25 protein-coding genes, 1 pseudogene and 1 riboswitch are annotated in these 26611 nt (G+C 60.4%); of the genes and pseudogenes, 16 read left to right on the top strand and 10 right to left on the bottom strand.

Going from position 1 to position 26611, the window contains the following annotated elements:
- Positions 1-15: 15 nt before the first annotated feature.
- From trpD to ACYVIS_RS02135, 8 genes and pseudogenes are all read left to right on the top strand, one after another.
- Positions 16-1047 carry an anthranilate phosphoribosyltransferase gene (trpD, locus tag ACYVIS_RS02100; RefSeq protein ID WP_460873136.1) on the top strand — a complete coding sequence of 344 codons (1032 nt, stop codon included), beginning with the start codon at positions 16-18 and terminating at the stop codon, positions 1045-1047.
- Positions 1044-1838, top strand: a complete 795-nt coding sequence (gene trpC, locus ACYVIS_RS02105) for an indole-3-glycerol phosphate synthase TrpC (protein WP_460873137.1) — start codon at positions 1044-1046, stop codon at positions 1836-1838. Before trpD ends, trpC begins: the two co-directional genes overlap by 4 nt.
- Positions 1839-1914: 76 nt before the next feature.
- Positions 1915-3420, top strand: coding sequence for a polyphosphate:AMP phosphotransferase (gene pap, locus ACYVIS_RS02110; protein WP_460873189.1), 1506 nt, complete (start codon positions 1915-1917; stop codon positions 3418-3420).
- 48 nt (positions 3421-3468) lie between these two features.
- A pseudogene (locus ACYVIS_RS02115) lies at positions 3469-3756 on the top strand (HIT family protein); the annotation flags it as partial.
- A 186-nt stretch (positions 3757-3942) separates the two neighbouring features.
- The gene (locus ACYVIS_RS02120) at positions 3943-4749 is read left to right on the top strand and encodes a uracil-DNA glycosylase (protein ID WP_370636018.1); all 807 of its coding nucleotides are present in this window, start codon (positions 3943-3945) and stop codon (positions 4747-4749) included.
- A 381-nt stretch (positions 4750-5130) separates the two neighbouring features.
- Positions 5131-6927, top strand: coding sequence for a DEAD/DEAH box helicase (locus ACYVIS_RS02125; protein ID WP_232742187.1), 1797 nt, complete (start codon positions 5131-5133; stop codon positions 6925-6927).
- Positions 6928-7077: 150 nt separating this feature from the next.
- Positions 7078-7272 carry a hypothetical protein gene (locus ACYVIS_RS02130; protein WP_232742186.1) on the top strand — a complete coding sequence of 65 codons (195 nt, stop codon included), beginning with the start codon at positions 7078-7080 and terminating at the stop codon, positions 7270-7272.
- Entirely contained in the window at positions 7262-8602 is a 1341-nt protein-coding gene (locus ACYVIS_RS02135) for a class I SAM-dependent methyltransferase (RefSeq protein ID WP_232742185.1), read from the top strand. The genes ACYVIS_RS02130 and ACYVIS_RS02135 overlap by 11 nt, the downstream gene beginning before the upstream one ends.
- Positions 8603-8718: 116 nt before the next feature.
- Here ACYVIS_RS02135 and ACYVIS_RS02140 read toward each other — a convergent pair whose 3' ends face one another.
- Both ACYVIS_RS02140 and ACYVIS_RS02145 read right to left on the bottom strand, forming a co-directional pair.
- The gene (locus tag ACYVIS_RS02140; RefSeq protein ID WP_232742184.1) at positions 8719-9843 is read right to left on the bottom strand and encodes a hypothetical protein; all 1125 of its coding nucleotides are present in this window, start codon (positions 9841-9843) and stop codon (positions 8719-8721) included.
- Between the two features lie 56 nt (positions 9844-9899).
- Complete coding sequence (locus tag ACYVIS_RS02145) at positions 9900-12008, bottom strand: lytic transglycosylase domain-containing protein (RefSeq protein ID WP_232742183.1); 2109 nt, start codon at positions 12006-12008, stop codon at positions 9900-9902.
- Between the two features lie 27 nt (positions 12009-12035).
- Between ACYVIS_RS02145 and ACYVIS_RS02150 the strand changes: the two genes are divergently transcribed.
- Complete coding sequence (locus ACYVIS_RS02150) at positions 12036-12668, top strand: 5-formyltetrahydrofolate cyclo-ligase (protein WP_232742182.1); 633 nt, start codon at positions 12036-12038, stop codon at positions 12666-12668.
- Positions 12669-12731: 63 nt separating this feature from the next.
- Here ACYVIS_RS02150 and metF read toward each other — a convergent pair whose 3' ends face one another.
- The 5 genes from metF to metK all read right to left on the bottom strand — a co-directional run bounded on the left by metF (position 12732) and on the right by metK (position 17044).
- Complete coding sequence (gene metF / locus ACYVIS_RS02155) at positions 12732-13565, bottom strand: methylenetetrahydrofolate reductase [NAD(P)H] (RefSeq protein ID WP_232742181.1); 834 nt, start codon at positions 13563-13565, stop codon at positions 12732-12734.
- On the bottom strand, positions 13562-13900 hold the full coding sequence (locus ACYVIS_RS02160; protein ID WP_232742180.1) for a phage holin family protein: 339 nt from the start codon (positions 13898-13900) through the stop codon (positions 13562-13564). The genes metF and ACYVIS_RS02160 overlap by 4 nt, the downstream gene beginning before the upstream one ends.
- Positions 13901-13976: 76 nt before the next feature.
- The gene (ahcY, locus tag ACYVIS_RS02165) at positions 13977-15392 is read right to left on the bottom strand and encodes an adenosylhomocysteinase (protein WP_232742179.1); all 1416 of its coding nucleotides are present in this window, start codon (positions 15390-15392) and stop codon (positions 13977-13979) included.
- A 74-nt stretch (positions 15393-15466) separates the two neighbouring features.
- Positions 15467-15560, bottom strand: a riboswitch (S-adenosyl-L-homocysteine riboswitch).
- 31 nt (positions 15561-15591) lie between these two features.
- Positions 15592-15807, bottom strand: a complete 216-nt coding sequence (locus ACYVIS_RS02170; RefSeq protein ID WP_232742178.1) for a DUF1289 domain-containing protein — start codon at positions 15805-15807, stop codon at positions 15592-15594.
- Positions 15808-15868: 61 nt separating this feature from the next.
- Positions 15869-17044, bottom strand: a complete 1176-nt coding sequence (gene metK / locus ACYVIS_RS02175) for a methionine adenosyltransferase (protein ID WP_232742177.1) — start codon at positions 17042-17044, stop codon at positions 15869-15871.
- 247 nt (positions 17045-17291) lie between these two features.
- Here metK and ACYVIS_RS02180 point away from each other — a divergent pair, with 247 nt between their 5' ends.
- The 5 genes from ACYVIS_RS02180 (at position 17292) to ACYVIS_RS02200 (ending at position 21698) form a co-directional block, all read left to right on the top strand.
- Positions 17292-18140, top strand: a complete 849-nt coding sequence (locus ACYVIS_RS02180; protein WP_232742176.1) for a lysophospholipid acyltransferase family protein — start codon at positions 17292-17294, stop codon at positions 18138-18140.
- Positions 18141-18143: 3 nt separating this feature from the next.
- Positions 18144-19034, top strand: a complete 891-nt coding sequence (locus ACYVIS_RS02185) for a lysophospholipid acyltransferase family protein (protein ID WP_232742175.1) — start codon at positions 18144-18146, stop codon at positions 19032-19034.
- A gap of 15 nt (positions 19035-19049) precedes the next feature.
- Positions 19050-19943 (top strand): diaminopimelate epimerase, encoded by an 894-nt coding sequence (gene dapF, locus ACYVIS_RS02190; RefSeq protein ID WP_460873138.1) that lies wholly within the window; start codon positions 19050-19052, stop codon positions 19941-19943.
- On the top strand, positions 19940-20608 hold the full coding sequence (locus ACYVIS_RS02195; protein ID WP_232742173.1) for a DUF484 family protein: 669 nt from the start codon (positions 19940-19942) through the stop codon (positions 20606-20608). Before dapF ends, ACYVIS_RS02195 begins: the two co-directional genes overlap by 4 nt.
- A 64-nt stretch (positions 20609-20672) precedes the next feature.
- Positions 20673-21698, top strand: a complete 1026-nt coding sequence (locus tag ACYVIS_RS02200) for a tyrosine recombinase XerC (protein ID WP_460873139.1) — start codon at positions 20673-20675, stop codon at positions 21696-21698.
- A 104-nt stretch (positions 21699-21802) separates the two neighbouring features.
- Here the strand turns inward: ACYVIS_RS02200 and ACYVIS_RS02205 are convergent, their stop codons facing one another.
- Genes ACYVIS_RS02205 through ACYVIS_RS02215 form a run of 3 tightly spaced genes read right to left on the bottom strand, consistent with a single transcriptional unit; the run spans position 21803 to position 24515 of the window.
- Positions 21803-22870 (bottom strand): metal ABC transporter substrate-binding protein, encoded by a 1068-nt coding sequence (locus ACYVIS_RS02205; RefSeq protein WP_460873140.1) that lies wholly within the window; start codon positions 22868-22870, stop codon positions 21803-21805.
- Positions 22871-22909: 39 nt separating this feature from the next.
- On the bottom strand, positions 22910-23803 hold the full coding sequence (locus ACYVIS_RS02210; protein ID WP_232742170.1) for a metal ABC transporter permease: 894 nt from the start codon (positions 23801-23803) through the stop codon (positions 22910-22912).
- Position 23804: 1 nt separating this feature from the next.
- Positions 23805-24515 carry a metal ABC transporter ATP-binding protein gene (locus ACYVIS_RS02215; RefSeq protein ID WP_232742169.1) on the bottom strand — a complete coding sequence of 237 codons (711 nt, stop codon included), beginning with the start codon at positions 24513-24515 and terminating at the stop codon, positions 23805-23807.
- Between the two features lie 302 nt (positions 24516-24817).
- On the opposite strand from ACYVIS_RS02215, the gene ACYVIS_RS02220 reads away from it, so the two are divergent.
- Positions 24818-25306: a Fur family transcriptional regulator gene (locus tag ACYVIS_RS02220; protein ID WP_232742168.1), complete on the top strand. Its 489-nt coding sequence runs from the start codon at positions 24818-24820 to the stop codon at positions 25304-25306.
- Between the two features lie 189 nt (positions 25307-25495).
- A complete protein-coding gene (locus ACYVIS_RS02225; RefSeq protein WP_232744749.1) occupies positions 25496-26587 on the top strand; it encodes a CobW family GTP-binding protein in 1092 nt (363 codons plus the stop codon).
- Positions 26588-26611: the final 24 nt, after the last annotated feature.

The raw sequence follows: 26611 nt of genomic DNA on the forward strand, positions 1-26611 counted from the left end.
ACGGAGAACATAATCATGACCATAACTCCCGCCGAAGCGCTGGCACGCTGCATAGAGCACCGCGAAATTTTCCACGACGAAATGCTGCACCTGACACGCATGCTGATGCGTGGTGAAATGTCGCCGCAAATCGCCAGCGCCCTGCTGATGGGATTGCGCGTCAAAAAAGAAACCGTGGGCGAAATCACGGCAGCCGCTCAGGTCATGCGCGAATTTGCGTTGCCGGTCGCCACACCCGATCCGGAAAACCTGCTCGATATGTGCGGCACCGGCGGCGATGGCTCGCATACCTTCAATATTTCCACCGCGGCCATGTTCGTGGCCGCCGCCGCGGGCGTCAAAATCGCCAAGCACGGCAACCGCAGCGCCTCGTCCTCATCGGGCAGCGCCGATGTGCTGGAAGCACTGGGCGCCAATATCGCGCTGAATCCCGAGCAGGTTGCCCAGAGCATTGCCCAAACCGGAATAGGCTTCATGTTTGCGCCGGCCCATCACGGGGCCATGAAAAACGTGGCGGCAGTCCGCAAGGAACTGGCGGTCCGGACAATTTTCAATATTCTCGGGCCGCTGACCAATCCGGCCAATGCCTCCAATCAACTCATGGGCGTATTCCATCCCGATCTGGTCGGCATCCAGGTGCGCGTATTGCAACGCCTGGGCTCCAAGCATGTTCTTATCGTGCATGGCAAGGACGGCATGGACGAGGCCTCGCTCGGAGCATCCACGCTGGTGGGCGAACTCAAGAACGGCGAAGTCCGCGAATATGAGATCCATCCCGAGGACTTCGGCATGTCCATGGTATCCAACCGCTCGATCAAAGTGAACAATCGCGAAGAATCCGCGCAGATGGTTCTCGAAGCCCTGGAAAACCGTGCCGGCACGGCTCGTGATATCGTAGGCCTTAATGCGGGCCTGGCCATCTATGCCGGCAACAAGGCCGATTCCATCAAGGAAGGCCTGGCTCTTGCCTTTGAAGCTATTGCCAATGGGGCGGCGCGGGCCAAACTGGAAGAGTTCTGCACCTATACACGGAAATACAGCGCATGAACGATATTCTCGCCAAGATTCTCGCCACCAAGAAAATAGAAGTCGCCACGGCGCGGCAGATGCGCAGCGAGGCGGACCTTTTGCGCGAAGCCAAGAGTCGCAAAGATTTGCGCGGCTTCGTACGGGCCATCGATGAAAAGGTCGCCCAGGGAAAGCCCGGAATCATTGCCGAAATCAAAAAAGCCTCGCCCTCCAGAGGGGTGATACGCGAGAACTTCGTCCCTGCCGACATCGCCGCCTCGTATGCCGCGCACGGCGCCGCCTGCCTGTCGGTGCTCACCGATGTGCAGTTTTTCCAAGGCTCCTACGATTACCTGCGGCAAGCCCGGGCGGCATGCTCCCTGCCGGTCCTGCGCAAGGATTTCATCATTGACCCCTACCAGATCATCCATGCCCGCGCGCTCGGGGCCGATTGCATCCTGCTGATCGTCGCCGCCCTCAGTCCGCACCTGTTGCATGAACTCGAGGGCGTGGCCATTGAGCTTGGCATGGACGTGCTGGTTGAAGTGCATGATCGTGCCGAACTGGATCTGGCGCTCGAACTGCAAACACCGCTGCTGGGCATCAATAATCGCAATTTGCGCACATTCGAGACATCCCTGCAAACCACGCTCGATCTCTTGCCGGCCATCCCCGACCATAAGCGGGTAGTCACCGAAAGCGGCATACTCACACGGGACGATGTCGCGCTGATGCGCGAACACAAGGTCGACGCGTTCCTGATAGGCGAAGCCTTCATGCGCGCCCCCGAACCCGGCATTGCCCTGCGCGACCTTTTTGCCTCGGAATAAAGAGCTGGCAATGTATATAAGCCTCGCACCGGCATAGAATGGCACATCCGCCTATAAAACACTTGGGGACATGTCCATGTTTACCGCCGCCGAATCGGATCCCAGGCTAAGCAAAGAACAGGCTGGGCCGCTTGAAGCGAAACTTCGCACGGCCTTGCTCAAGGCGCAGTATGCGCGCCTGCAAAAGGCCCAGCGTTCATTGCTGATTGTGATCGCCGGCATCGATGGCGCCGGCAAAGGCGCCGCGGTCAACCTGATCAATGAATGGATGGACGCCCGTCATATCCGAACCATGGCGTTTGGCGCTCCCACACCCGAAGAACTGCGCTACCCGCCATTATGGCGCTACTGGCAACAATTGCCGGCCAAAGGCCGCACCGGTATCGTATTCGGCTCCTGGTACCAGCCATTGCTTAAAGAAGCCGCCAAAAGAAAGCCCGACCAGGGCAAAATCCAGAATCTCGCCCAGGCAATTCAGGAATTTGAATCGATGCTGGCCCAGGATGGCGTGCAAATCGTCAAGCTCTGGTACCACCTCTCGCGCAACGCCCAGAAAGAACGGACCGACAAACTCCTGGGCAGCCCGGACACCGCCTGGCAGGTTCGCCCCGGCGAACTGAAAGTCCGGAAAAAATTCAATCGCCTGCGCGGCGCCGGAGAGCTCGCCATTACCCTGACCCAGGCCGATCATGCTCCCTGGCAGATCATCCCCAGCGCCGATCCCGATGTGCGGGCCGTTGCCACCGGCCAGGCCGTCCTGGCAGCCCTCAGGCAACGGCCCGCAAGCCGCTCCGAGCCGAGTCCGCAAAAGAAAATGACCTCGGCGGCCGAGGCGGCGGCTGTGAACAAAAAAACACCTCGGCGGCTGGAAAACCTGGACTACACAGCCCGGCTCGATGGCAAGGAATATGACGAGCAGTTGGCCGCCTGGCAAAGCCGGCTGGCCGGGCTGGTGCGGCACGATAAATTCAAGACACGGTCCCTGATACTGGCATTCGAAGGCCAGGACGCAGCCGGCAAGGGCGGTGCGATCCGCCGCGTGACACACGCGCTCGATGCCCGCCAGTATCATATCCATCCCATTTCCGCCCCCAGCGACGCGGAGCTCGCCCACCCTTATTTGTGGCGGTTCTGGCGTTCCTTACCTTTGCCAGGCAGAGTCTCGGTTTTCGATCGTTCCTGGTACGGGCGCGTGCTGGTCGAACGGGTCGAGAAACTTATCGCACCGCAAGACTGGCAGCGAGCCTACTCCGAAATCAATCAGTTCGAAGCCCAGCTCAGCAATAATGGCGCCATCATCGTCAAATTCTGGCTGGCCGTGACCGCCGACGAGCAGCTCCGGCGCTTTCATGAGCGCGAAGAATCTCCATTCAAAAACTTCAAGATCACTCCCGACGACTGGCGCAACCGGAAGAAATGGCACAGCTACGTGCAGGCTGCCGACGAAATGCTGGCGCGCACCGACACACCCCAGGAGCCGTGGCACGTGCTGTCGGCCAACGACAAACAGCACGCCCGCGTGGCTGTCCTCAGACACATCGTTGAAACTCTTGAAAAAGCGCTGGGCAAGGATAAAAATTGATACCGGCAATCCTCTTGCACATCTAATTATCAGCAGCCACAAATAGCCATGACGACAACCGGCAACTGCCCCTTGTGCCGCAACCCCGGCGACGACCTGCTTTGGCAAAACGCTCAAATGCAGGTGATCTCCGTGGCCGATTCGAACCACCCCGGCTTTACCCGGGTAATCTGGCGCGATCACGTCAAGGAAATGAGCGACCTGTCCCCGCGCGAGCGCCAGGACTTCATGGAGATCGTGTGGCGGGTGGAACAAGCTCAGCGGCAATCCCTGAACCCCGACAAAATCAATCTGGCCCAATTCGGCAATATGGTGCCGCACCTGCATTGGCATGTCATCCCACGCTGGCAGGGCGACAGCCACTTTCCGGAAGCGATCTGGGCTTGCGCACCGCCTCGCACCACGGCGCAAATCGACGCCTGGCAAGAGCAAAAAAGCCGGATCGACCAGCAAATTGCCGGCTACCATGCCAGATTGATCGCCATGTTGCCCAGCAACCAGGTCGCGACGGACCCCGCAAGCATGCCCAATACCCTTGATCCCGCCCTAGCGCAAAACACGCTGGACAGTCCACTGCTGACCCATCTGCAAAACCTGGACGAGGTCTGGAAGGAAACCCTGCGCATGCCCGAGCCCAAGGCCGCCTTGCGGCAATTGTCGGCATTTCTGGCCGCCCGGCTTGCCGCGGGCGCGGAAATCTACCCACGCTATCCTTTCCACGCGCTCGATTACGTACAACCCGATACGGTCCGGGTCGTCATCCTGGGACAAGACCCCTACCACGGCCCGAACCAGGCGCAAGGTCTGGCGTTTTCGGTGCCCGATACCTGCCCGTGCCCGCCCAGCCTGCAAAACATGTTCAAAGAACTGGCTCTCGAATACCCGGGCTTCGATGGTGCCCGCAACCGCAATGCAGGCAAGACCCAGAACAATAAACCATCTGGTTCTACGGGAATGGGCCACGACCTGTCGCCCTGGGCCGAGCAGGGTGTGCTGCTGCTGAATACGGTTCTGACCGTTGAGGCGCGCCAACCGGCTTCGCACGCCAGGCAAGGGTGGGAAGCCGTGACCGACGCCCTCATCAGCCGCGTGGCCCGCAGCCCGCAGCCCAAGGTATTCATGCTCTGGGGGTCGCATGCGCAAGCCAAGCGGCAGCTTCTACCCAGCAATGGACCCCACCTGGTCCTCGCGTCCAACCACCCCTCGCCTCTATCGGCCCTGCGGCCGCCCAAGCCGTTCATAGGCTGCAATCATTTCAAGCTGGCCAATGAATGGCTGGCCCAGCAAGGCCAGCCTCCCATCGACTGGACAGGAACCGCCGCAGCGTAGGAGTACCTCTGGTGGCCGCCCGCGGCTGGCGCCTATTGTCATTACCGCAACGGGCGAGCCTTGTGCCCGCCCACCGTCCCTGAAAGGCAATCCAATTTTTTCAGGGCCGAACGTCGTGTGGTTACAACATGGGGGGTTTCCCTTATTCGCAAACACGCTTATAATTTCCGCACTGCAACATTGACGCGTCGACATTTTTTTACAGCTTAGATGCTGTGTCTCAGCAGTTGACTGACTTATCAGCACCCATGTCGAACGCCATCGCTCCCTGACCCCCGAGCCTTTCGCCGCCTGCTACTACGGTACACGCTGCACTCCAGGTTGATTCGGTCGGCACGATGCTCCAATCAACCTGCGCCATATCTCATTTGAGACGGCGCTATGTGTATGCGCCGTTCAGTCGGCAAAGGATCACACATGTCTTTCGAAACCCTGGGTCTCGTACCCAGCCTCTTGTCCGCCGTTCTGAAAGCCGGCTTCACCGAACCCACTCCAGTCCAGGCCGCCGCCATTCCCAAGGCGCTGGAAGGCCGCGACCTGATGGTCTCGTCGCAAACCGGCAGCGGGAAAACCGCCGCTTTCATGTTGCCTGCGCTTAACCGGATTTCCCTGACGCCCGCCAACAAAGGCACCGGCGTGCAGGTTCTGGTACTGACTCCGACCCGCGAACTGGCCATGCAAGTCGATGCCGCAACCCGCTCTTACGGCGCTCACCTCAAAGATCTGCGCACCACGACTGTCGTCGGCGGTATGCCCTACGGCGCTCAGCTCAAGGCCCTGTCGCGCCGCGTTGACGTGCTGGTAGCCACTCCGGGACGCCTGATCGACCATCTGCAATCCAAACGCGTCAACTTGTCGACCGTGCACACCCTGGTGCTGGACGAAGCCGACCGCATGCTGGACATGGGTTTTATCGAAGATATTGAAGCCATTGTTGCCCGTATTCCCGAAAACCGCCAAACGCTGCTGTTCTCGGCCACGCTGGACGGCACGATCGCCCGCCTGGCCGGCAAAATGATGCGCGACCCCCTGCAGATCGAAGTCTCGGGCCACAAGCAACAACACACCAACATTACCCAGAACCTGCTCTACGCCGACGACAACAGCCATAAAATGCGCCTGCTCGATCATCTGTTGCGTGACGCCAATCTGGACCAGGCGATTGTCTTTACCTCCACCAAGCGCGGCGCCGACGATCTGGCCGACCGCCTTTCAGGCCAGGGCTTTTCGGCTGCGGCATTGCATGGCGACATGAATCAGCGCCAACGTACACGCACGCTGGGCATGCTGCAAAAGCGCCAACTGCGTATCCTGGTGGCAACCGACGTGGCCGCCCGCGGCATCGACGTGCAAGGCATCAGCCATGCCATCAACTACGATTTACCGATGCAGCCTGAAGACTACACCCACCGCATTGGCCGTACCGGCCGTGCCGGCAACAGCGGTCTGGCCTTTACCCTGGCCGTTCACTCGGAACGCCACAAAATACGCCGCATCGAACATTTTATTGGCCAGCCTATTCCACCCCAGGTAATCGAAGGCCTCGAGCCCAAGAAAACCGTGCGCCCCACTTACACCGATCGCAAGAGCAACGGCAAGAGCTTCAGCGGCCGTGGTGGTTTTGGCGGTGGCAAGCCCAGCTACGATCGCAAGCCTGGTGCAAGCCGCCCTTACGGCGACAAACCGGCCTACGAAGGCAAGCCGCGTTTTGGCGACAAGCCGGCCTATGAAAGCAAGCCCCGGTTTGGCGACAAGCCCGCATACGAAGCCCGTTCGGGCTTTGGCGGCGACCGCCCCGCACGCAGCGGTAACGGCGAACGTGCCGGCTTTGCCGACCGCGCTCCTCGTAGCGAACGCCCCAGCTACAACGACCGGCCACGCGCCGACCGCCCGGCATTTGGCGCCCGCCCCGGCTCCGATGCGCCGCAACGTGAAACGCGTGCCCGCACCGATCGACCCAGCTTCGGCGACAGGCCGGCGCATGCCCGCCCCTCTTTTGGCGACCGGCCGGCCAGCGCCAATCGCGACTTCGCTCACAAAGGCGCAAGCAAGCCCGACAGCCGTCCCGGCACACGAGAGCGTGCTCCCGCCCGTCCTGGCTTCGGTGCCAGGCCAGGCGCCAGCCGCGGCAAAAGCGCCCCTGCCACAGGCGCGCATAAAGCCCGAAGCTTCAGCTAAACCACGGCGCAATGGACTCGGCGCAATCCGGGTCCGCACCGCCAAAAGGCTCCGCTCCACGCGGGGCTTTTTTTTTGCGCTATAAAATGCAAGGCAGCCAGGCCAGGCCTCCCCGGCCCGCCCACTGCATTCGATTTTTTACCGATCCCGATGAAACAGCTTGTCCGCAAACCTCTGTTATTAGCCATGCTGCTGACTCTCCCCCTGTGGATTGCATTCGGCAATTTCATCGTGGCGGTAACCATAGCGCTTCTGCTCGCCTTCCTGATTGCCATGTGCTACGCGCTCTACACCTTCAAACATTCTGCCAATAAAAGTACTCGACCGGACAACCATGACGATTAACCCTCACCCCGCCATTCCCTCGGGCCTGCCCGCGCTGGATCCCGCATCGCGCCAGCACCAGCGGGCGGTGGAGGCCTGTCTGATCCGGAACATCGAAGAAGCAACCCTGGGCTTCCTGCCGTTCGAGCAATGGATGAACCTGGCGCTATATGCCCCGGGCCTGGGCTACTACGCCGCCGGCAATACCAAGTTTTCCGGCGACCTGCCCACAGGCGATTTCACAACCGCTCCGGAACTCACCCCCCTGTTCGGCCAGACGCTGGCCCGCCAGACGGCACAAATATTGGCCGCCAGCGATTCGAACCGGGTGCTGGAGTTCGGCGCCGGCTCGGGAGCTCTGGCAGCGGCACTGATCCCCGCCTTGCGGCAGCTCGGCATCGATGTGGACTACCAGATACTTGAAATCTCAGCCGATCTGCGCGCGCGCCAGCAACAGAACCTGGCCGGATCGGGCGCACCCATTACATGGCTGGATCATTTGCCCGAAACATTCTCAGGCTGTGTCATTGCCAACGAGGTGCTCGACGCGATGCCCGCTACCTTGTTCCGCTGGGGGCAGAACGAAAAACTGTATGAAATCGGGGTCAGCCTGAGCGCCATCGACGGCGACATCAGCACCATGACGCTGGCGCAACGGGCTACCCGGCTGGCCCATGCCGGACACGCAGGAGGCACCGAACAGCCGCAATCCGGCCCATTGCCCAACGCCGATGCCCAGGCTATCAATCGGTCACCGACAGATGCGCCCCCCCCGGCGGTGCCGTTCATCTATGTCGAACGCCTTGCTTCGCAGGCCTTGCAACAGACCGTGGCACAACGCATGCCCGCCCTGGCGGGGTATCAATCGGAAATCAACCTGCAGGCCGAGGCCTGGATCCGGCAGATGGGAAGCTGGCTCGAACGCGGCGCCGCCCTGCTTATAGACTATGGCTTTCCGCAACGCGAGTACTATCATCCGCAGCGGGCGACAGGCACGCTGATGTGTCACTTCCGCCATCACGCGCATAGCGAACCATTGCTGCACGCCGGTTTGCAGGACATCACGACTCATGTCGATTTCACCGCCATGGCCGATGCCGCGTTGACAGCGGGCCTGGACGTGCTGGGCTATACGTCGCAGGCGCGGTTTTTAATGAATGCCGGCCTACCGCAGTTACTTGCCCAGCTCGATCCCAGTGATGCGCAGCAATACGCCAGGGCCATGGCGCCTGTGCAAAAACTGATTGCCGAGACTGAAATGGGGGAATTGTTCAAAGTGCTGGCCATAGGCCGCGGCGTCACCGGACCGTTGACGGGCTTCGCATCCGGCGACCGTCGGCATCGCCTGTAAATGGGCGGGTGTGGGTGGAGGCCAGGTTGAGGAGCAAAGCGACGATCTGGCCGGAATCCATACCCGCCCATCGCAGCGCACGAAGCCAAAAGCGCGCCGAACCAAACCAAGCCGCATTAAGCAACCCCCCGACTACTCTCCAGCGCTTCCAAGCGCGCCTCGCGCAATGCCGCCTTGATTTGCCCGGCCTGGCCGCCACACGCCTTCGCAATGGCTCCCGCGTCAACCGATCGAACCGCCGCCACGCGCTCTTGCCAGGCAGCCAGATCAACCATCGCCACACAGGCCGAGGCATTGAGCAGATCCAGGAAACGCGCCGGCTTGCGCAAGGCGTCGCAGTGTTCGAGGAGGTCCAGCCATCCTTCAGGAGCGCTGCCGTTTCGCGCATCATGGACCGCCGCCACTACCACAGGCAACAGGCGCGCATAGTCCCGGCATTCGGTCGGAGCGCGCAAATGTGCGGCCAGGCCCTCGGGCCGCGCCGACAAGCGGCAGAGCAAGGCAAAGCGCGAGGCAAGCGGCAAGCCCGCGCGCGCCGCCGCTGCCAGTTGCCCATCGATCTCATCGTTGAACACCAGGCCGGGCATAACCCTGGCCAGGGCGCCCGTGGACTCAAGCACCTGGAACATGCGGCCCGGATGCCCCGTCATCAGGCCCTTGACCATTTCACGCCACACCCGTTCCGGCACCAGTGCATCCACCTCGCCATCAGTCACCAGTTTGCGCGCCAGCACCAGCGTTTCAGGCGCGATGGAAAAATCGTGGAAACGCGCCGCGAAGCGGGCCAGGCGCAGCAAGCGCACAGGATCTTCCACAAAGGCCTGTCCGACATGGCGCAGTACCTTCGCCTTCAGATCCGCTTGCCCGCCCAGGGGATCCACCAGATGGCCGTCGGCCGCCTGGGCGATGGCATTGACGGTCAGGTCCCGCCGCTTCAAATCGGCATCCAGCGTGACATCGAGCCCGGCGTAGAATGTGAAACCCTTGTAGCCGCGCCCCGACTTGCGCTCGGTGCGCGCCAACGCATATTCTTCCTTGGTTTCCGGATGGAGGAAAACCGGAAAATCGCCGCCCACCGGAATGAAGCCGCGCCTGGCCATCAATTCCGGCGAGGCACCCACCACTACCCAGTCGCGGTCGCCGGCAGGCAGGCCCAGCAAGCGATCCCGCACCGCGCCTCCGACGATATAAACGTCGAGGCCCTGGGTACAAGAGTCATTGTCGGTCTGGCGTGTGCTCATTATTCAGTGGTATGTGGCGGGCGGATCCCGTAAGGCCGGCCTTGTGCCCGCCAGGTCTACGGCAAATCGACCTTCTCATTGGGCTCGGGGGAAATCACCCCCAGCCTCGCTTTCAGGGAATGCGGCTGGCCCGTGAACATGGCGGAGTAATAAGCGGCGTTGGACATCACATTCTTGACATACAAACGCGTTTCGGTGAAGGGTATGGTTTCGGCAAAGATCGCACCCTCTACAGGGCCGCTGAGTTTGGACCGCCATAGCACCGAGCGCCGGGGTCCGGCGTTATAACCCGCCGTGGCCAGCACCTGCGAGCCGTTCAGGTCTCGCAGCACCATGCTCAGGTAATTGGTGCCCAGCACCGTATTGGTGTCGAAATCGTTGACCGACGAAGGCGTAAAGTCGTTCATGCCGATCTTGCGCGCCACCCAACGGGCTGTCGCCGGCATAAGCTGCATCAGGCCCGAAGCCCCGACACTTGAGCGGGCATCGGTAATAAACCGCGACTCCTGGCGTATCAGCCCGTATACCCAGGCCGGATCCAGGTTGATCAAGCGCGCCTTTTCGGTAACACGCCCCTCGAAAGGCGCAATAAACCGCTGCTTGAAGTCGATTTCCTGTTTGGTTTTCAACGAGGTGTTCACCACCCGGTCAAAAATCTGCTCCTGGCGGGCAAGCTCGGCAGCGGCCAACAGTTGACGGTCGCTCATGCCGCGGAGCGTGTAGTTCCATTCCGGAACTGCCTCGGGACGCCATCCCAGGCGAAACAGCTTGATGGCCCGCAGCAAGCCCGTGTTGGATCTCGCGACGTTCAGCTCCAAGGGTGTTACCGCGGGCGGAGCGGGCGGAATTGGTATGGGCCGGCCCAGCTCTTCATTGGCCAATTGGCCGTAAAAATTCAAATCTTTTTCTATCGACACATAGCGCGCCTTGGCTCCCGCCTGATCGCCCTGCGCCGCCAGGGCGCGTCCGTACCAGTAGGTCCAGACCGGCTCGGCCTGCTGCGCAGCCGACATTTTACCGATAGAGCGCTTCACTCTTTGCCAATCGATTTTGCCTTGCCGCAACTCGATGCGAACTTCCCAGGCGTGGTTGTAGTCGGTCATGGGCACATTGCCCGAACGCCGATACCACTGCACAGCCTGGTTTTCGAGATTAAGCGCGGACATCAGCCCGAACTGCCCCCATACCCATTCGATATTGGCCTTGGGCAACACCCTGGACCATTTGCTTTCGACATAGTCGGCCGCGGAGTCTCGATCGGAACTGCGTGCCAGACGCGCCAGGGCCAGCGTGACAAGTTCGATTTGCGCCTGCGATCCAGGCGCCTTCTGCGAAGCGAGCCACTGCTTGGGGTTTTTCATAAGCGCCCGATACGCGACCATTTCGGACGGGGAAAACATTTCATCGGCCAGTCGCTGCGCATCGCCGGTTTTATTGTTTTCGATTGCGGCGCGCAACATGGGCTCGAGCTGCGACCATCCCACCACTTTGCTGGTAACGAGCAAATCAAGCAAAGCCCAGCAGGTGCGTCCCGGCGCGAACGCCGCCACCGCCTGTGCCGCGGACACCCGCTGCCCCGTCATGGCCTGCGCCTGCAAGCGGGCGCATTCGACTTGCGCATTACTGACCACCACAGGGCCCAGGCGATTTATCGTTGCATAGTCGCCGGTGCGGGCCGCGGCAAGAATCCAGTCGGCCTTGAGGCGATCAGCCAGATATTCATCATGGGTGGTCGACAGGAACTGCTGCAGCTCGGCGGTAGGCGCCGGTACCGTGGAATCCTGGAGTTGTTGGCGCAAATACCAGTAAGTGGGGTAATCGCCCAGCAATGGATCGCCCTTGGCCTGTGGCACCAACGCGGCGAGCCTGTCCCATTGCCGGCTCTGCATGGCGGCACGCGAATCAATCAGCGCCTGCTCGGCGCCGGGCGATGCCGCTAGTGAAGGCAAGGGCGCAGGCGCCGAGGGCAAGATCGGCTCGAGAGAGGCTTGCAAGGACGGCGGCGCCGTGGTGGCGCTGGCGGTGTTGTCGGGCAGCTTTGCACCCGCACAGCCGGCCAGACCCAACGAAAGCGCAAGCCACCAGCTCCTGCGCGACAGCGTGCGAAAGGTTATGCCGGAAAGATTTTGCTTTTTCTGATACCTTTGTCTTTGCTTCAATAACATCGTGTCCCGACCCCGATAACATCACCCATGAATAACAGCATAGAGAATACCGCAGTCCCTCTCCGGGCGCGACTAAAACAGTTGCGCACCGACATGAGTCCCATTGATCGGCATCGGGGAGCCCTGCTCATCAGAGGGCGCCTGTTTACATGGCTGGCCACAACGCGCGCCGCCCTGCGGCAGGCCAACCGGCCCGCACCCCGGCACATTGCCGCATTCTGGTCCCTGGAAGAAGAACCCGAGCTCCAACCCTTGCTGCATCAATGGGTGGAGGAGGAAGGCCTTACGGTGTCTCTGCCGGTGGTGGCTGCCCCGAACGCAGCGCTGGAATTCCGCCTGTGGACACCCGACACCCCCATGGCCACCGGATCCTACGGGATTGCCGAACCGCAGGGCGCACCCGCTCCGCCTCCGGATCTGATGCTGGTGCCGACTTTGGGCTACACCCGCCAGGGCGATCGCGTCGGCTACGGCAAGGGCTATTACGACCGCACCCTGGCCGCGCTCAAGTCGCAATCCCATCGCTGCACGACCATAGGCATTGCCTGGGCATGCGGCGACCTGTCGAACCAAAGCTATGTCCCCGCGGCACACGACATCCGGCTCGACGCCATCCTCACAGACAAAGGCTGGGCAGTACCGGCGCCTATACTGGTTTAAGACGGCCCAGAGGGGCGGCCACCAGGGCCGCCGCCCCCGCGTCTTAAGAACGGTATCTACAGTTCAGCGCAAACCGCGATGAATGGCCTGGGTTACATCGGCGTTATTAAGCGTATAAAAATGCAAACCCGGCGCCCCCTGGTCGAGCAGACGCTGGCACATCTGCGTAATCACATCGACCCCGAACGCCTTGATCGACGCACGATCATCGCCAAATTCAGCCAGGCGCAGACGGATCCAGCGTGGAATTTCCGCTCCGCACATGGTCGAAAAACGCACCAGCTGCGAATGATTGGTAATCGGCATGATGCCCGGCACAATAGGTATTGAAACCCCTTTGGCCTGTGCCCGATTCACGAAATCGAAATACGCATCGACATTGAAAAAATACTGCGTGATCGCGCTATTCGCCCCGGCCTGCACCTTGGTAACAAAATGGTTCAGATCGTCGAAAGACGTGAGCGCCTGCGGGTGCATTTCCGGATAAGCCGCAACCTCGATATGAAACCAGTCGCCGCTGTGTTCCCGGATGAAACTCACCAGATCGCTGGCATAGCGCAGTTCGCCCGCGTCGCCCCCCATGCCCGACGGAATATCGCCGCGCAAGGCCACGATGCGCCGGATTCCCGCGGCGCGGTAGGCGTCCAGGATTTCGGTCAGCACTTTGCGGCTGGAACCTATGCAAGACAGGTGCGGAGCCGCATCGTAGCCCAGGTTCTGCATCAGGCTTATCGTGTCGGCCGTACCCGAGCGGGTCGAGCCCCCGGCGCCGAAAGTGACGCTGACATAACTGGGCTGCAAGGCCAGCAACTGCTTGGCCGAGCGCACCAGTTTTTCTTGTGCCGCAATATCGCGCGGAGGGAAAAATTCCAGGCTGATGGCGTGTTTGAAACTCATTGACCCAACAACCTCGACAACAGCCCCGAAACGATGCTATAGACAAACGCCCCCAGCACAGCCCACCAGAAGCCGTTGACGTGGAAGCCTTTCAGGATTGAACCCGCAAACCAGAATACCAGCGCATTGAGCACCAGTAAAAACAGGCCCAGCGTGACTATGGTTATCGGCAGCGTCAGCAATATGAGCACCGGCTTGACCAGCGTATTGAGCAGGCCCAATACCAGCGCGGCAATGAGCGCCGACCCGAACGACGAAACAGTAATGCCAGGCAAGATATACGCCACGACCAGCAGCGCAACCGCGTTCAAAATCCAGACCAGAATGATTTCCATCTTTGACGCTCCGTTTTAAGGCATCAGCCGCAAAATGCGGCAGACAACGCCGCACCTTGGCATGAATGCCCCGAGTTTAATAACGGTAGTGATCCGCTTTGTACGGACCGTTTACCGGCACACTAATGTAGTCGGCCTGATCCGGACGCAACTGGGTCAGTTGCACACCCAGTTTTTTAAGATGCAGGCGTGCCACTTTTTCGTCCAGATGCTTGGGCAAGACATAAACCTGGCCGGTTTTATAAGCCTCGCCGCGCGTGTAGAGCTCGATTTGGGCAATGGTCTGATTGGTAAACGAGGCCGACATCACAAATGAAGGATGGCCGGTGGCGCAACCCAGGTTCACCAAACGGCCTTTGGCCAGCAAAATGATACGCTTGCCGTCGGGGAAAATCACGTGATCGACCTGGGGCTTGACCTCTTCCCATTGCAGATCTTCTATGGCTGCCACATCGATTTCATTGTCGAAGTGGCCGATATTGCAAACAATGGCCTGATCTTTCATGCGATCCATATGCTCGCGCGTAATGACGTGATAGTTGCCGGTGGCCGTCACAAAGATGTCGGCATGGCCCACCGCCTCGTCGAGCGTGACGACTTTATAACCTTCCATGGAAGCCTGCAAAGCGCAAATCGGATCGATCTCGGTAACCCAGACCTGGGCGCGCAAGGCCGACAAGGCTTGGGCGCAGCCCTTGCCCACATCGCCAAAACCGCAGACCACGGCAACCTTGCCCGCAACCATGACATCGGTGGCGCGCTTGATGCCATCGACCAGCGATTCACGGCAGCCGTAAAGATTGTCGAACTTGGACTTGGTGACCGAATCGTTCACATTGATGGCGGGAATGGCAAGCTCGCCTTTCTGGGCCATTTGGTACAGGCGATGCACGCCGGTCGTGGTTTCTTCGGTAACACCCTTGATTTCTTTCAGGCGCGTGGAATACCACTTGGGATCGGTCTTGAGCTGGGCCTTGATGGCCGCAAAAAGTACGCGCTCTTCTTCGCTGCCTGGCTTGTTGAGCACCGCCGGATCCGATTCGGCCTTGGTGCCCAGGTGCAGCAGCGTCGTGGCGTCGCCGCCGTCGTCCAGAATCATATTGGCCTGCTGGCCCGGCCATTCGAAGATTTTATGCGTGTATTGCCAGTAGTCTTCAAGCGTTTCGCCCTTGACGGCAAACACGGCCGTGCCGCCGGCGGCGATCGCGGCGGCAGCATGGTCTTGCGTTGAAAAAATATTGCACGACGCCCAGCGTACCTCGGCTCCCAGGGCAACCAGGGTTTCGATCAGCACGGCGGTTTGAATCGTCATGTGCAAGCTGCCGGCAATACGCGCCCCTTTCAGGGGCTGCGCGCGCGCGTATTCCTCGCGGGTTGCCATCAGGCCGGGCATTTCGGTTTCGGCGATCGCGATTTCGCGGCGGCCCCAGCCTGCCAGGCCGATATCGGCAATTTTGTAATCGGAAAAAACAGTTTCAGCGACAGTGTTCATGGTTCTAATCCAATAAACCTGTACGGGGAAAGGAGCAAAGATACGGAACTGCCCACCTTCGCCTGCGGTACAGGAGATGATGAGCGCCGTTGAATCGAGAAACGTTTCCTGAGCCTAGCGGGCGTGTGGACTATGCGGCCCAGACCCGTCGCAGCGCTCCTCAGGAAAGTCGAATTGTAGCGCAGTCGCGCCGTTTTTTTCAGCCCTTGCGTCGTGGGTAGCCCTGCGCCTTGATGCGCAGCCAGATCGCGCTTTTTTCCTCATCGGACAGGAAAACCCAGTTGGCGACTTCCATGGTGGTACGTCCGCAACCCCGGCATATTTCGTCATACAAGGTAGAGCACACCGCCACGCAAGGCGAATCGCTGGGCTTGAGACTACGGCTGCTATCGGGATTGAAGATCGTGTCAGCCAAAATGAAAACTCCTTCCAGGCACTGCCCGAACGCGCACCCCGACAAAGGGGTGCGCTCCGGATTACACCGCCAGCTTGATGGCCTGCTTGAGGAGCAGGACCTTGTCGGTGGCTTCCCAGCTGAATTCGGGCTCGGAACGTCCGAAGTGCCCGTAAGCAGCTGTTTTTGCATAAATGGGGCGAAGCAGATCGAGCATTTCAATAATGCCGCGCGGGCGCAAATCGAAATGTTCGCGGACCAGGCGGGCGATTTGCTCGTCGGGGATAATGCCCGTGCCTTCCGTATAAACAGTGATATTAATGGGTTCGGCCACGCCGATGGCGTAGCTGACCTGCACCTGGCACTGGCGCGCCAGGCCCGCCGCCACGACGTTCTTGGCCACATAACGCGCCGCGTAAGCCGCCGAACGGTCGACCTTGGAAGGATCCTTGCCCGAGAAAGCGCCGCCGCCATGAGGGCAGGCGCCGCCGTAGGTGTCGACGATGATTTTGCGGCCCGTCAGGCCGCAATCGCCCTGTGGGCCGCCAATGACGAACACACCGGTAGGATTGACCAGGTATTTGGTTTTGGAAGTAAGCAGGCCGTCGGGGAAACTGGGCTTGATGATTTCCTCGATTACCGCCTCTTTGATCTCGCTTTGCGAAATATCGGGCGCATGCTGGGTGGACAGCACCACGGTATCGACTTCGGCGGGCTTGCCGTTGACATAGCGGAAAGTGACTTGCGACTTGGCATCCGGGCGCAGCCACGGCAAACGGCCGTCTTTGCGCAACTCGCTTTGACGCTGCACCAGGCGATGCGCATACCAAATAGGGGCGGGCATGAGATCGGGGGTTTCGTCGCAGGCATAGCCGAACATCAGGCCCTGGTCGCCGGCGCCTTGGTTCAACAGCTCTTCCGGGCTGCGATCCACGCCCTGGGCGATGTCGGGCGACTGCTTGTCGTAGGCCACCAGCACCGCGCAGCCTTTGTAGTCGATACCGTATTCGGTATTGTCGTAGCCTATGCGCTTGATGGTGTCGCGCGCAACCTGGATGTAGTCGACATTGGCCGTAGTGGTGATTTCACCGGCCAGCACGACCAGGCCCGTGTTGCACAATGTTTCGGCGGCCACTCGGGCGTGAGGGTCCTGGGTAAAAATGGCGTCGAGGATGGAATCGGAGATTTGATCGGCGACCTTGTCGGGATGGCCTTCGGAGACCGATTCGGAGGTAAAGAGAAAATCAGTATTTGCCACGGCAATACGTTCCTTGAAATGGCTGCATGAACAGCCTTGAGGTTGAACGGTATGCGTTGCACCTCGGGTAGCGTATAGCATTGAAACGGGGCGCGACGCTTTAGCGGTTTTTAGGCCAGGCCATTCTTGCAAACGGCACGACCATCGCTCCGCAAGTTGTCGGTTAACTCAGCGATGAAATGTATTTTAAGCGAAAATACAGAAAAATGCGTTTTTACACTGATTCTAAAAGGGTTATTGTCGTTTTATGCTGCTGGCCTTGTTCCGCTTGCTCGCCGCCGTGCCTCTGCCCATACTGCATGGCATAGGCCGCATCGGCGGCCGCCTGGTGTATGCCTTCCCGGGAAAATACCGTCGGCGCCTGCAAAGCAATGCCCGGCAGGCAGGCTACCCGGGCGCGGCCTTCGCTCGCCAGGCTGCGGCCGAAACAGGCGCCATGATCATGGAACTGCCCAAGGTCTGGCTGCGCAACCGGCAAAGCCTCGACAAAGTGGTTACCAGCGACAACGCCGTGGTCGACGCCGCCCTGAGCGAGGGACGCGGCATCTTGTACCTGACCCCTCACCTGGGGTGCTTTGAGGTGACCGCCCGCTATCTGACGCGCCACGGCCCCATCACCGTCATGTTCAGGCCGCCGCGCAAAGCCTTTTTGGCGCCGGTCATGGAAAGCGCCCGCAATACCCCGCAGCTCAATGCCGTGCCGGCCAATCTGCAGGGCGTGCGCGAGTTCGTTCGAGCCCTGAAACGCGGCGAGGCCGTCGGCATGCTGCCCGACCAGGCACCCGGCAGCGGCGACGGGGTCTGGGCGCCTTTTTTCGGTAAACCCGCCTATACCATGACCCTGGCCGGCAAACTGGCCGTCCAGACCGGCGTGGCCGTCATCCTGACGGCGGGCGAACGCCTGCCCTGGGGCAAGGGCTGGCGCATCCACTACCTGCGGTTGCCCGAACCTTTGCCTGGCGATGCGCATGAACAGGCGGCCCTGATTAACCAAGCCATGGAAACCCTGATCCGCCGCTGTCCCAGGCAATATCTGTGGAGCTATAACCGCTACAAAACACCAAAAGGCGCCCCGCCACCCCCTCAGATCCAATGAAACATGACATTCAACAAACTGAATCTGCTGAGAGCGATTTTTTCCTATTTCGGCCGGTGCGGCAGCGCCACCCGGCGACGCTGGGGGCTAGCCCTCGGCTGGCTCACGCCCAAACTTCTGCGATCCCGGGCTCATATCGTCAGGACCAATCTGGCCTTGTGTTTTCCCGACAGCTCCGCCGCTGAACGGGAAGCCTGGCTGCGGCGGCACTTCTATTTGCTCGCGCAGTCGGTCATTGATCGCGGCCTGTTCTGGTTCGGCCGGCCGGAAACCATTCGCGAAACCATACATATCACGGGGCTGGAACACCTGGAACAGTTGCTCGCGGCCAAACGCCGCATCATCATGCTGGCGCCGCACTTCATCGCCCTTGATGCCGCCGCCACCCGCCTGTCGGAGTTCCTGCTGCATTCCGCTACCCTGTATACGCCGCAAAGCGACAGAGACGTCGATCAACTGGTGCGCGAAGGCCGCGGCCGCTTCAACGACGTGCGCCTGGTCAGCCGCAAAGACGGCGTACGCGGCCTGATTCGACAGTTGCGCGCCGGTGTGCCAATCTATTACCTGCCGGACATGGATTTCGGCCGCCAAGGCGCCCTGTTCCTGCCTTTTTTTGGCGTCCAGGCCGCAACCATTCCAGCGACGGCGCAAATTGCCAAATCGTGGCAGGCGGCGGTCGTACCCATTGTCAGCAAGCTGGACCTCGAAACCGGCCGTTATACCGTTCAGGTGCTGCCGCCGCTCGAAGACTTTCCGGGCGAAGAAAGCCTCGAGCACGCCACGGGGCGCATCAACCACCTGATCGAAAATTGGGTCAGGCCGGACCCTCCCCAGTATTATTGGGTGCACCGACGATTTAAAACCCGCCCCGAGGGCGAAAAAAGATTCTATTAGGCGATAATCTCGAACATGATCTGGAATTTCTCGAAAATGCACGGAGCAGGCAACGACTTTGTCGTGCTCGACGGAGTGCGTCAACATTTGGAAATGACGCCCGAACGCGCGCGGGCGCTGGCCGACCGCCATTTCGGCATCGGCGCCGACCAGCTTTTGCTGGTCGAGGCGCCCAGCCACCCCGAAGCCGATTTCCGCTACCGGATTTTCAACGCCGACGGCGGCGAGGTCGAACATTGCGGCAACGGAGCGCGCTGTTTTGTGCGTTTCGTGCACGAACAGGGCCTGTCGGGGCGCAATCCGCTGCGCGCGGAAATCGCCACCGGCCTGCTCGTACTCAACCAGACCGACAATGGCGACGTTACGGTAGAAATGGGCCAGACTCGTTTCGAGCCGGAGGCTCTGCCGTTCGATACCCAGGGCCTGCAATCCGCGCCCAGCGGCATCGATACAATCTGGACGCTGCCGCTGCCCAACGGCAGCGCGGTGGAACTGTCGCTCGTGGCCATTTCCAACCCGCACGCGGTGCAGGTCGTGGCCGACGTCAATACCGCTCCAGTTGCCACCCAGGGGCCGCTTATCGAAGCGCATCCGCGTTTTGCCAAAAGAGTCAATGCCGGATTCATGCAGATCGTAGACCGCCACACCATCAAGCTGCGGGTCTATGAGCGCGGTGCCGGCGAAACGCTGGCTTGCGGCACCGGCGCCTGCGCGGCTGTGGCGGCCGGCATACGCCGCGGCCTGCTCGACAGCCCGGTTCAGGTCCATACCCGGGGTGGGCCGCTCACGGTTGCCTGGGATGGCGCCGGACTCACCATGAGCGGTCCGGCAGTCACCGTATTCAAAGGCCAGATCGACATCGACGCCCTGACCGCCACCTTTAACTTCAAAGAGCCATCACCACTATGAGCGCCGAGAGCATTTCCGCCGAAGACATCGCCCTGTTCCTAAAAGAAAATCCCGACTTCCTTCAGGATCACGCCGAACTGTTCGCCAATCTGCGGGTACCGCATCCCCACGAAACCCGTGCGATCTCGCTGGGCGAGCGCCAGATCATGACCTTGCGCGCCAAAACCAAGGAACTTGAATGGCGGCTCTCAGGCCTGATCGGCAACGCCGCCGGCAACGAAAAGATCGGCAAGTCCCTTCATTCCTGGTGCTGCAAAATGCTGGCCGAGACCGATCCGGTTCAGATCCCCGGGCACATTGTGCGCAATCTGAGCGATCTCTTCGACTTGCCCAGCGTCGCCTTGCGCCTGTGGGATTTGCCCAGGCTGGTCGACAGCGAGCTGACCCAGGACGTCGGCAACTCGATCAAAGACTATGCGGCGGCCCTGACCCGTCCTTACTGCGGTCCGCTACAAGACCAGGAGGCGGCAGGATGGCTGGGTACGGCTCCGGCATCGCTGGCTATCATCGCGCTCAAGCCGATCGGCGCCGACACCCCCTTCGGCCTGCTGGTCCTGGGCTCGGACGACCCTGCCCGCTTCACCGACGACATGGGCACATCGTTCCTGGATACCATCAACGAGCTGGCCAGCGCCGGCCTGAGTCGCCTGAAAGGCGAGGCATGAACCCCCGAGGCACTCCATGAGTCCATCGAACTTGCATGATTCATGCGGTGCCGGGGCCTAGCCCATGTCCACCCTGCCCGCACCCATGGAGCAATGGCTGACGCACCTGGGGGCCAATCGCCGCTATTCCTCTCATACCCTCGACGGATATCGCCACGATCTGCGCCATCTCGTCGAGTGCCTGCCCGACACGCCCATCGAACGCGTCACTGAAAGCCACATCCGGCAATCGATTGCCCGTTTGCACGGACAGGGGCTGAAACCGCGCAGCCTGGCTCGCGCGCTGGCCGCCTGGCGCGGCTTCTACCAATGGTGGTCGCCGCAATGCGGAATCGCCAGCAACCCGGTTGCCGGCATACGCGCCCCCAAGGCTCCGCGCAGCCTACCCAAAGCCCTGTCCGTCGAGCAGGCCCAGGTACTGCTGGACCATCCCGGCTTGCCCGACCCCAACACGCCCACGGAACGCCGCGACCAGGCCATGTTCGAAGTGCTGTATTCCAGCGGCTTGCGGCTGGCCGAACTGGTCAGCCTCGACGTGCGCTACACGCGGGCCGAGGGCTACGAATCGCAAAGCTGGATTCTGCCCGACGAGCACGAAGTCATCGTCAAAGGCAAAGGGGGCAAGACACGCAATGTACCGCTAGGCGGCAAGGCAATCGCCGCAATCCGCACATGGCTGGAGGTACGGCATCAGTTTGTGCCGCCCGGCGCCGTTGCGCCCTTACCGGTTCGCACCAAGGATTCTGCCGCCGCACCGCGACCTTCCGGCACGGATTCCGCGACAAGCGCAGTCGGCGACGCCGCCGCCCTGTTTCTGGGCACCCGCGGCAAACGCATTTCGCCCCGGGTCGTGCAGTTGCAGCTCAATAAGCTGGCCACCAAAACTGGCCTGCCGGTACACGTGCACCCCCATATCCTGCGCCACAGCTTCGCGAGCCATTTATTGCAGTCGGCGCAAGACTTGCGCGCCGTGCAGGACATGCTCGGCCACGCCAATATTTCCACGACCCAGATTTACACCAAGCTCGATTTTCAACACCTGGCCAAGGTGTACGACCAGGCGCATCCGCGCGCCAATCGCAAGAGATAGACGCGCACAAGCCGTAGCTCCCGCGAAAAGCAAGCCTGTGGAACCTTGTCGCAAAACACCTCCACGGAATTTTTGCGACGAACCATCCCACGGAGCCCGGCATATTATTTCTGCTTGGGATCCAATGCGTAGATCAGTTTCCCCGCATTCCATTCAAACATGCCCAGGTATGTGCTGGCCGGCTGATCACCTGGGGCCAGGGCGTCGGAATACAGCACCCCGCCTATCTTGGCGCCCGTTTCGCGGGCAATCTGCCGGACCAGCTTGGGGCTTGTGATGTTCTCGACGAACACGGCGGGAATGTGATTCTTCTTGATCTGATCAATCAGCCTGGCCACCTCTTTGGCCGAGGGTTCGGCCTCGTTGGAAATGCCCACCGCCGAAATGAACTGGACGCCGTATGCCAGCCCGAAATAGCCAAACGCGTCGTGCGATGTCACCACCTTGCGCCGCGCCTCGGGAATCGCCGCCAGCGCCTGCTTGAGCTTGGCATCCAGGCTTTTGATTCGCGCCGTGTAGATCTCTGCGCGGGCCTTGTAATCGGCCGCATGCGCCGGATCGACCTTGCTCAATCCGGCGGTAATATTTTGCACATAGATAAGGCCGTTGGCCAGGCTCTGCCAGGCATGCGGGTCGATGTTGCCATAAGCCGCTTCGCGGGACGGCTCATCGTCAACCTTTTCGGCCGCATGATGTCCGTGCGCCTTGACCTTGGCATTGTGCCCGGCATGGCTCGACTTCTCACGCCGCTCTTCCGCCGCTTCGAGTGCCTGCTCGGCATCGCTCAAAGTGCGCGGCGTCACCCCTTTGCTCGCCACCACCTCCAGGCCATTGAAGCCCGAGGCCTTCACGAGGCGCGGCATCCAGGTCTCAAAGCCCAGCCCGTTCACGAACAGGATCCGGGCCTGCGCCAAGGCCTTTGAATCCTTGGGCGTCGGCTCGAATGTATGCGCATCGCCATTGGGACCCACTATCGTGGTCAAAGCGATATGGTCGCCTCCGATCTCGTGCACCATATCGCCCAGCACCGAAAAACTGGCCACCACCCGAAGCGGCGCCGGTTCGGCGGCACGGGCCAGAGAACCGGCCAGCAGGGCAACACTGGCCAGCGCTGCCAGCACGCAACGGCGGCGCGCCGCGACGCGTGCATCCACTACAAGCTTTCTCGACATAAGGACTCTCCGTACTGTAAAAACAGACTGAACATCGGGCTACTCCGAAATCCGGGACAAACGGCGATGCCTGGCGCGCATTTGTCGCGCCGCCTGCAATAAACCACCCAGCGGCCCCAGGGCAACCGACAGAAAATAGATCGCGCCGGCAGACAGAATAATCGCCGGCGACGCCGGCACATTGGCGTGGTAGGAAATCAACAGACCAAAATAAGACGAAAAAGTGCCTATGGCGCCGGCCAGCACCATTTGCCGGCCCGCCGAACGCGCCCAGAAACGTGCCGCTGTGGCCGGCAGCATCATGATGCCCACGACCATCAGCGTACCCAGCACCTGAAAACCCGCAACCAGGGTCATGACCAGCAATACCAGAAACACCATATGGCTGAGCGACCCGGCGCCGCGCTCCGCGCGCAGAAAGCCCGGATCAAGGCACTCGACCACCAGCGGCCGGAAAATGATGGCCATCATCAGCAGAGTGATGCTGCTGCTGATGGTAACCAGCAGCAGGGAGGCATCGTCCAGCCCCAGGACGGTGCCGAACAAGACATGAATCAGATCCATGTTCGAACCGCGCAGCGACACCAGCAATACTCCCAGCCCCAGAGAAATCAGATAAAAGGCAGCAAAGCTGGCGTCTTCGCGCAAGGGGGTCATGCGCGCCACGGCGCCCGCCAGCATGGCCACGACCAGGCCGGTCACCATGCCCCCAATGGTCATGGCACTCAGGGACAGGCCCGCTGTCAGAAACCCCACGGCGACACCCGGCAGGATCGCATGCGCCATCGCATCGCCCATCAGGCTCATGCGACGCAACACCAGGAATACACCCAAGGGCCCCGCGGCAAACGCCAGCGCAAACGAACCCGCCAAGGCGCGGCCCATGAAGCCATACTCGACAAACGGCCTGAATAACCAGTCGTACAACCACATTTTAGTAGTCCCCCGCGCACAAATGGCGGGCCAAATGCAGGTTTTCCGGGGTCAGGACCTCGGCGGTGGCCCCCCAGGCCACCGATTGGCCCGCCATCAGCAAGGCGCGCGGGAAAGACGCCCGCACCATGTCCAGATCATGCAAGACGGCAATCACGGTGCGGCCCTCGTTGTTCCAGCGCTGCAGCAGCGCCATCAAGTCGTCGGTCGTGGACCGGTCCACGGCCGCAAAAGGCTCATCGAGCAGCAAGGTTTGCGCATCATGCAGCAACAGGCGCGCAAACAGCGCGCGTTGCAGTTGCCCACCGGACAAGGTTCCAATAATGCGTGCCCCAAAATCGGCCAGGCCGACCGTTTCAAGCGCCTGCCGCACTCGCTCGTGCTCAACGGCATCGAAACGCCCCCATGCGCCGACACGACGCCATGCCCCCATGGCGACCAGATCATACGTGCTGATGGGAAAACTCCGATCCAGCTCGCCCACCTGCGGCAGGCAGGCCATTTCGTTGCGCGCGTCGTCCATCAGGCGAATCTGGCCCCGCAAGGGGCTGAGCACGCCCATGATGCCTTTGACCAAAGTGGATTTTCCGGCCCCGTTGGGGCCTACAATCGCCGTCAGGGAGCCCCGTTCGAAAGCGCCGCTGACATCGCGCACGGCAACCCGATCGCGCCATCCCAGCGACACCTGATCCAGCTCGATTACCGTGCTCATTGCGGCGTCAACCTGGCCACCAACCCATGGCCCAGCCTGTCAGCCCCCACATGAGCACGACAACAAGGGTCACACGCGCCACACGCTCGCCGCACGACGCGAGAAGCCCCGAGCCGCGGTAGGAGGGCGGATGGCTGGAATGAACAGGAGGAGACGGCATGGCGATGCGAAGAATTGAAGAGTATGTTTGTTATGTTATAACATAACTATTCTAACACTACGCTGACGATGACACCTCAAGCACCGGATGCCCTGTCGTTCAATTCCGCGGCCGGGGCCGGTATTGCCGTCAATCCATTCCTATGCCAGATCCGCGCCTCACACCCGCCGCCATTGCCAAACAGCTGAACACAGCCGAATCCCTGTGCCTGCAACGCGGCAAACGCCTTACGCCCATTCGGCGCAAGGTTCTGGAAATCCTGTTGCGCCAGCAACGCAGCCTGAAGGCTTACGAACTGCTGGATGAAATACGGCATATACAAAGCGGCGCAGCGCCTCCCACGGTATACCGCGCACTGGATTTCCTGGTTGAAGAAGGACTGATACACCGGCTGGACGCCATCAATGCCTGGGCCGCCTGCCTGGATGCCGCCGGCGAGCCGCACGATCTGTTGATCATTTGCACCCAATGCGGTGCCGTCGCCGAACTCAGCGATCCGGCCCTGAGCCATCAACTGGCCCAGAAAGTGGCGGGCGCCGGCTTCATATTGGCCAGCCATGAAACCGAGCTGCGCGCCCTGTGCAAGCGCTGCCACACCCTGACGCCCGCCAAACCGGCGCATGCCCACTGATGTCACTAATCGCTTGATTTAATTGCATGATTTCCACTAAAGAGTAAGCAAACGGGGTTTTATTTGCTCTAAAACGCATGCTGTGCTGTAATCGCATGTTGAATTTTTTTCGCGGTACAAAATTAACGGTAGCCGCCACACTGATTTGAGCGTCTTCTATTTTTTGACCCGCGAGTAGCGAGGCCCATGATGAAAACCGCTCCCAATCCGGACAAAATGGTACCGGTTACCATTCTTACTGGCTTTCTCGGTGCAGGTAAAACCACCCTGCTGAAACGCATCCTGACCGAATACCACGGTCGCCGCATTGCGGTCATCGAAAACGAATTCGGACCCGAAAGCATCGACAACGATCTTCTGGTGCAGGATAGCGACGAGCAAATCATCGAACTCAGCAACGGCTGCGTGTGCTGCACAGTGCGCGGCGACCTGATGCGCACCCTGAACGACCTGCGCATCAAGCGTGAAGAGGGCACCGTTACGTTCGAGCGCATCGTGATCGAAACCACCGGCATGGCCAACCCAGGCCCCGTGTGCCAGACTTTCTTCATGGACGACGACATTGCCGACTACTACCGCCTGGACGCCGTCATTACCGTCGTCGATGCCAAACACGGCATGGAAACCCTCGACAAACAGGAAGAAGCGCAAAAACAGGTCGGTTTTGCCGATCGCATCCTGATTTCCAAGAAAGACCTGGTCAACGAAGTCGATTACCAGGCATTGCGCTCGCGCCTGGTGCACATGAATCCGCGCGCCTCGATCACTCCCGTCAATTTTGGCGAAACCGATATCAAGGCGCTCCTCGATATCAGCGGCTTCAATCTCAATACCATCCTCGACATCGATCCCGAGTTCCTTGCCGAAGAGCACCCGGATGCAGCTCACGATCACGATCATCACGACCATGACCATGACGACGATTGCGACGACGAGCACTGCGCACATCACCACCATGATCATCATCATGCCCACCACGATGACACCATCGGCGCCTTTGTTTTCCGCTCGAACAAGGCTTTCGATCCAGAGCGCCTGGAAGAATTCCTAAGCGGTATCGTCCAGGTTTATGGGCCTGATCTGCTTCGATACAAAGGTATTTTGTATCTTAAAGGCATCAATCGTCGTATGCTGTTCCAAGGCGTGCACATGATGATGGGGGCGGAGCCCGGAAAGCCCTGGATGTCCAGTGAAAAACCTAATACCAAAATGGTATTTATCGGCCATAAACTCCCCGAAGAAATTTTTACCCGGGGCTTAGAACAATGCCTGGCCTCATAGCGAACCACGTCGCCGGAGATAGCG

The organism is Paralcaligenes ginsengisoli (assembly GCF_054781135.1).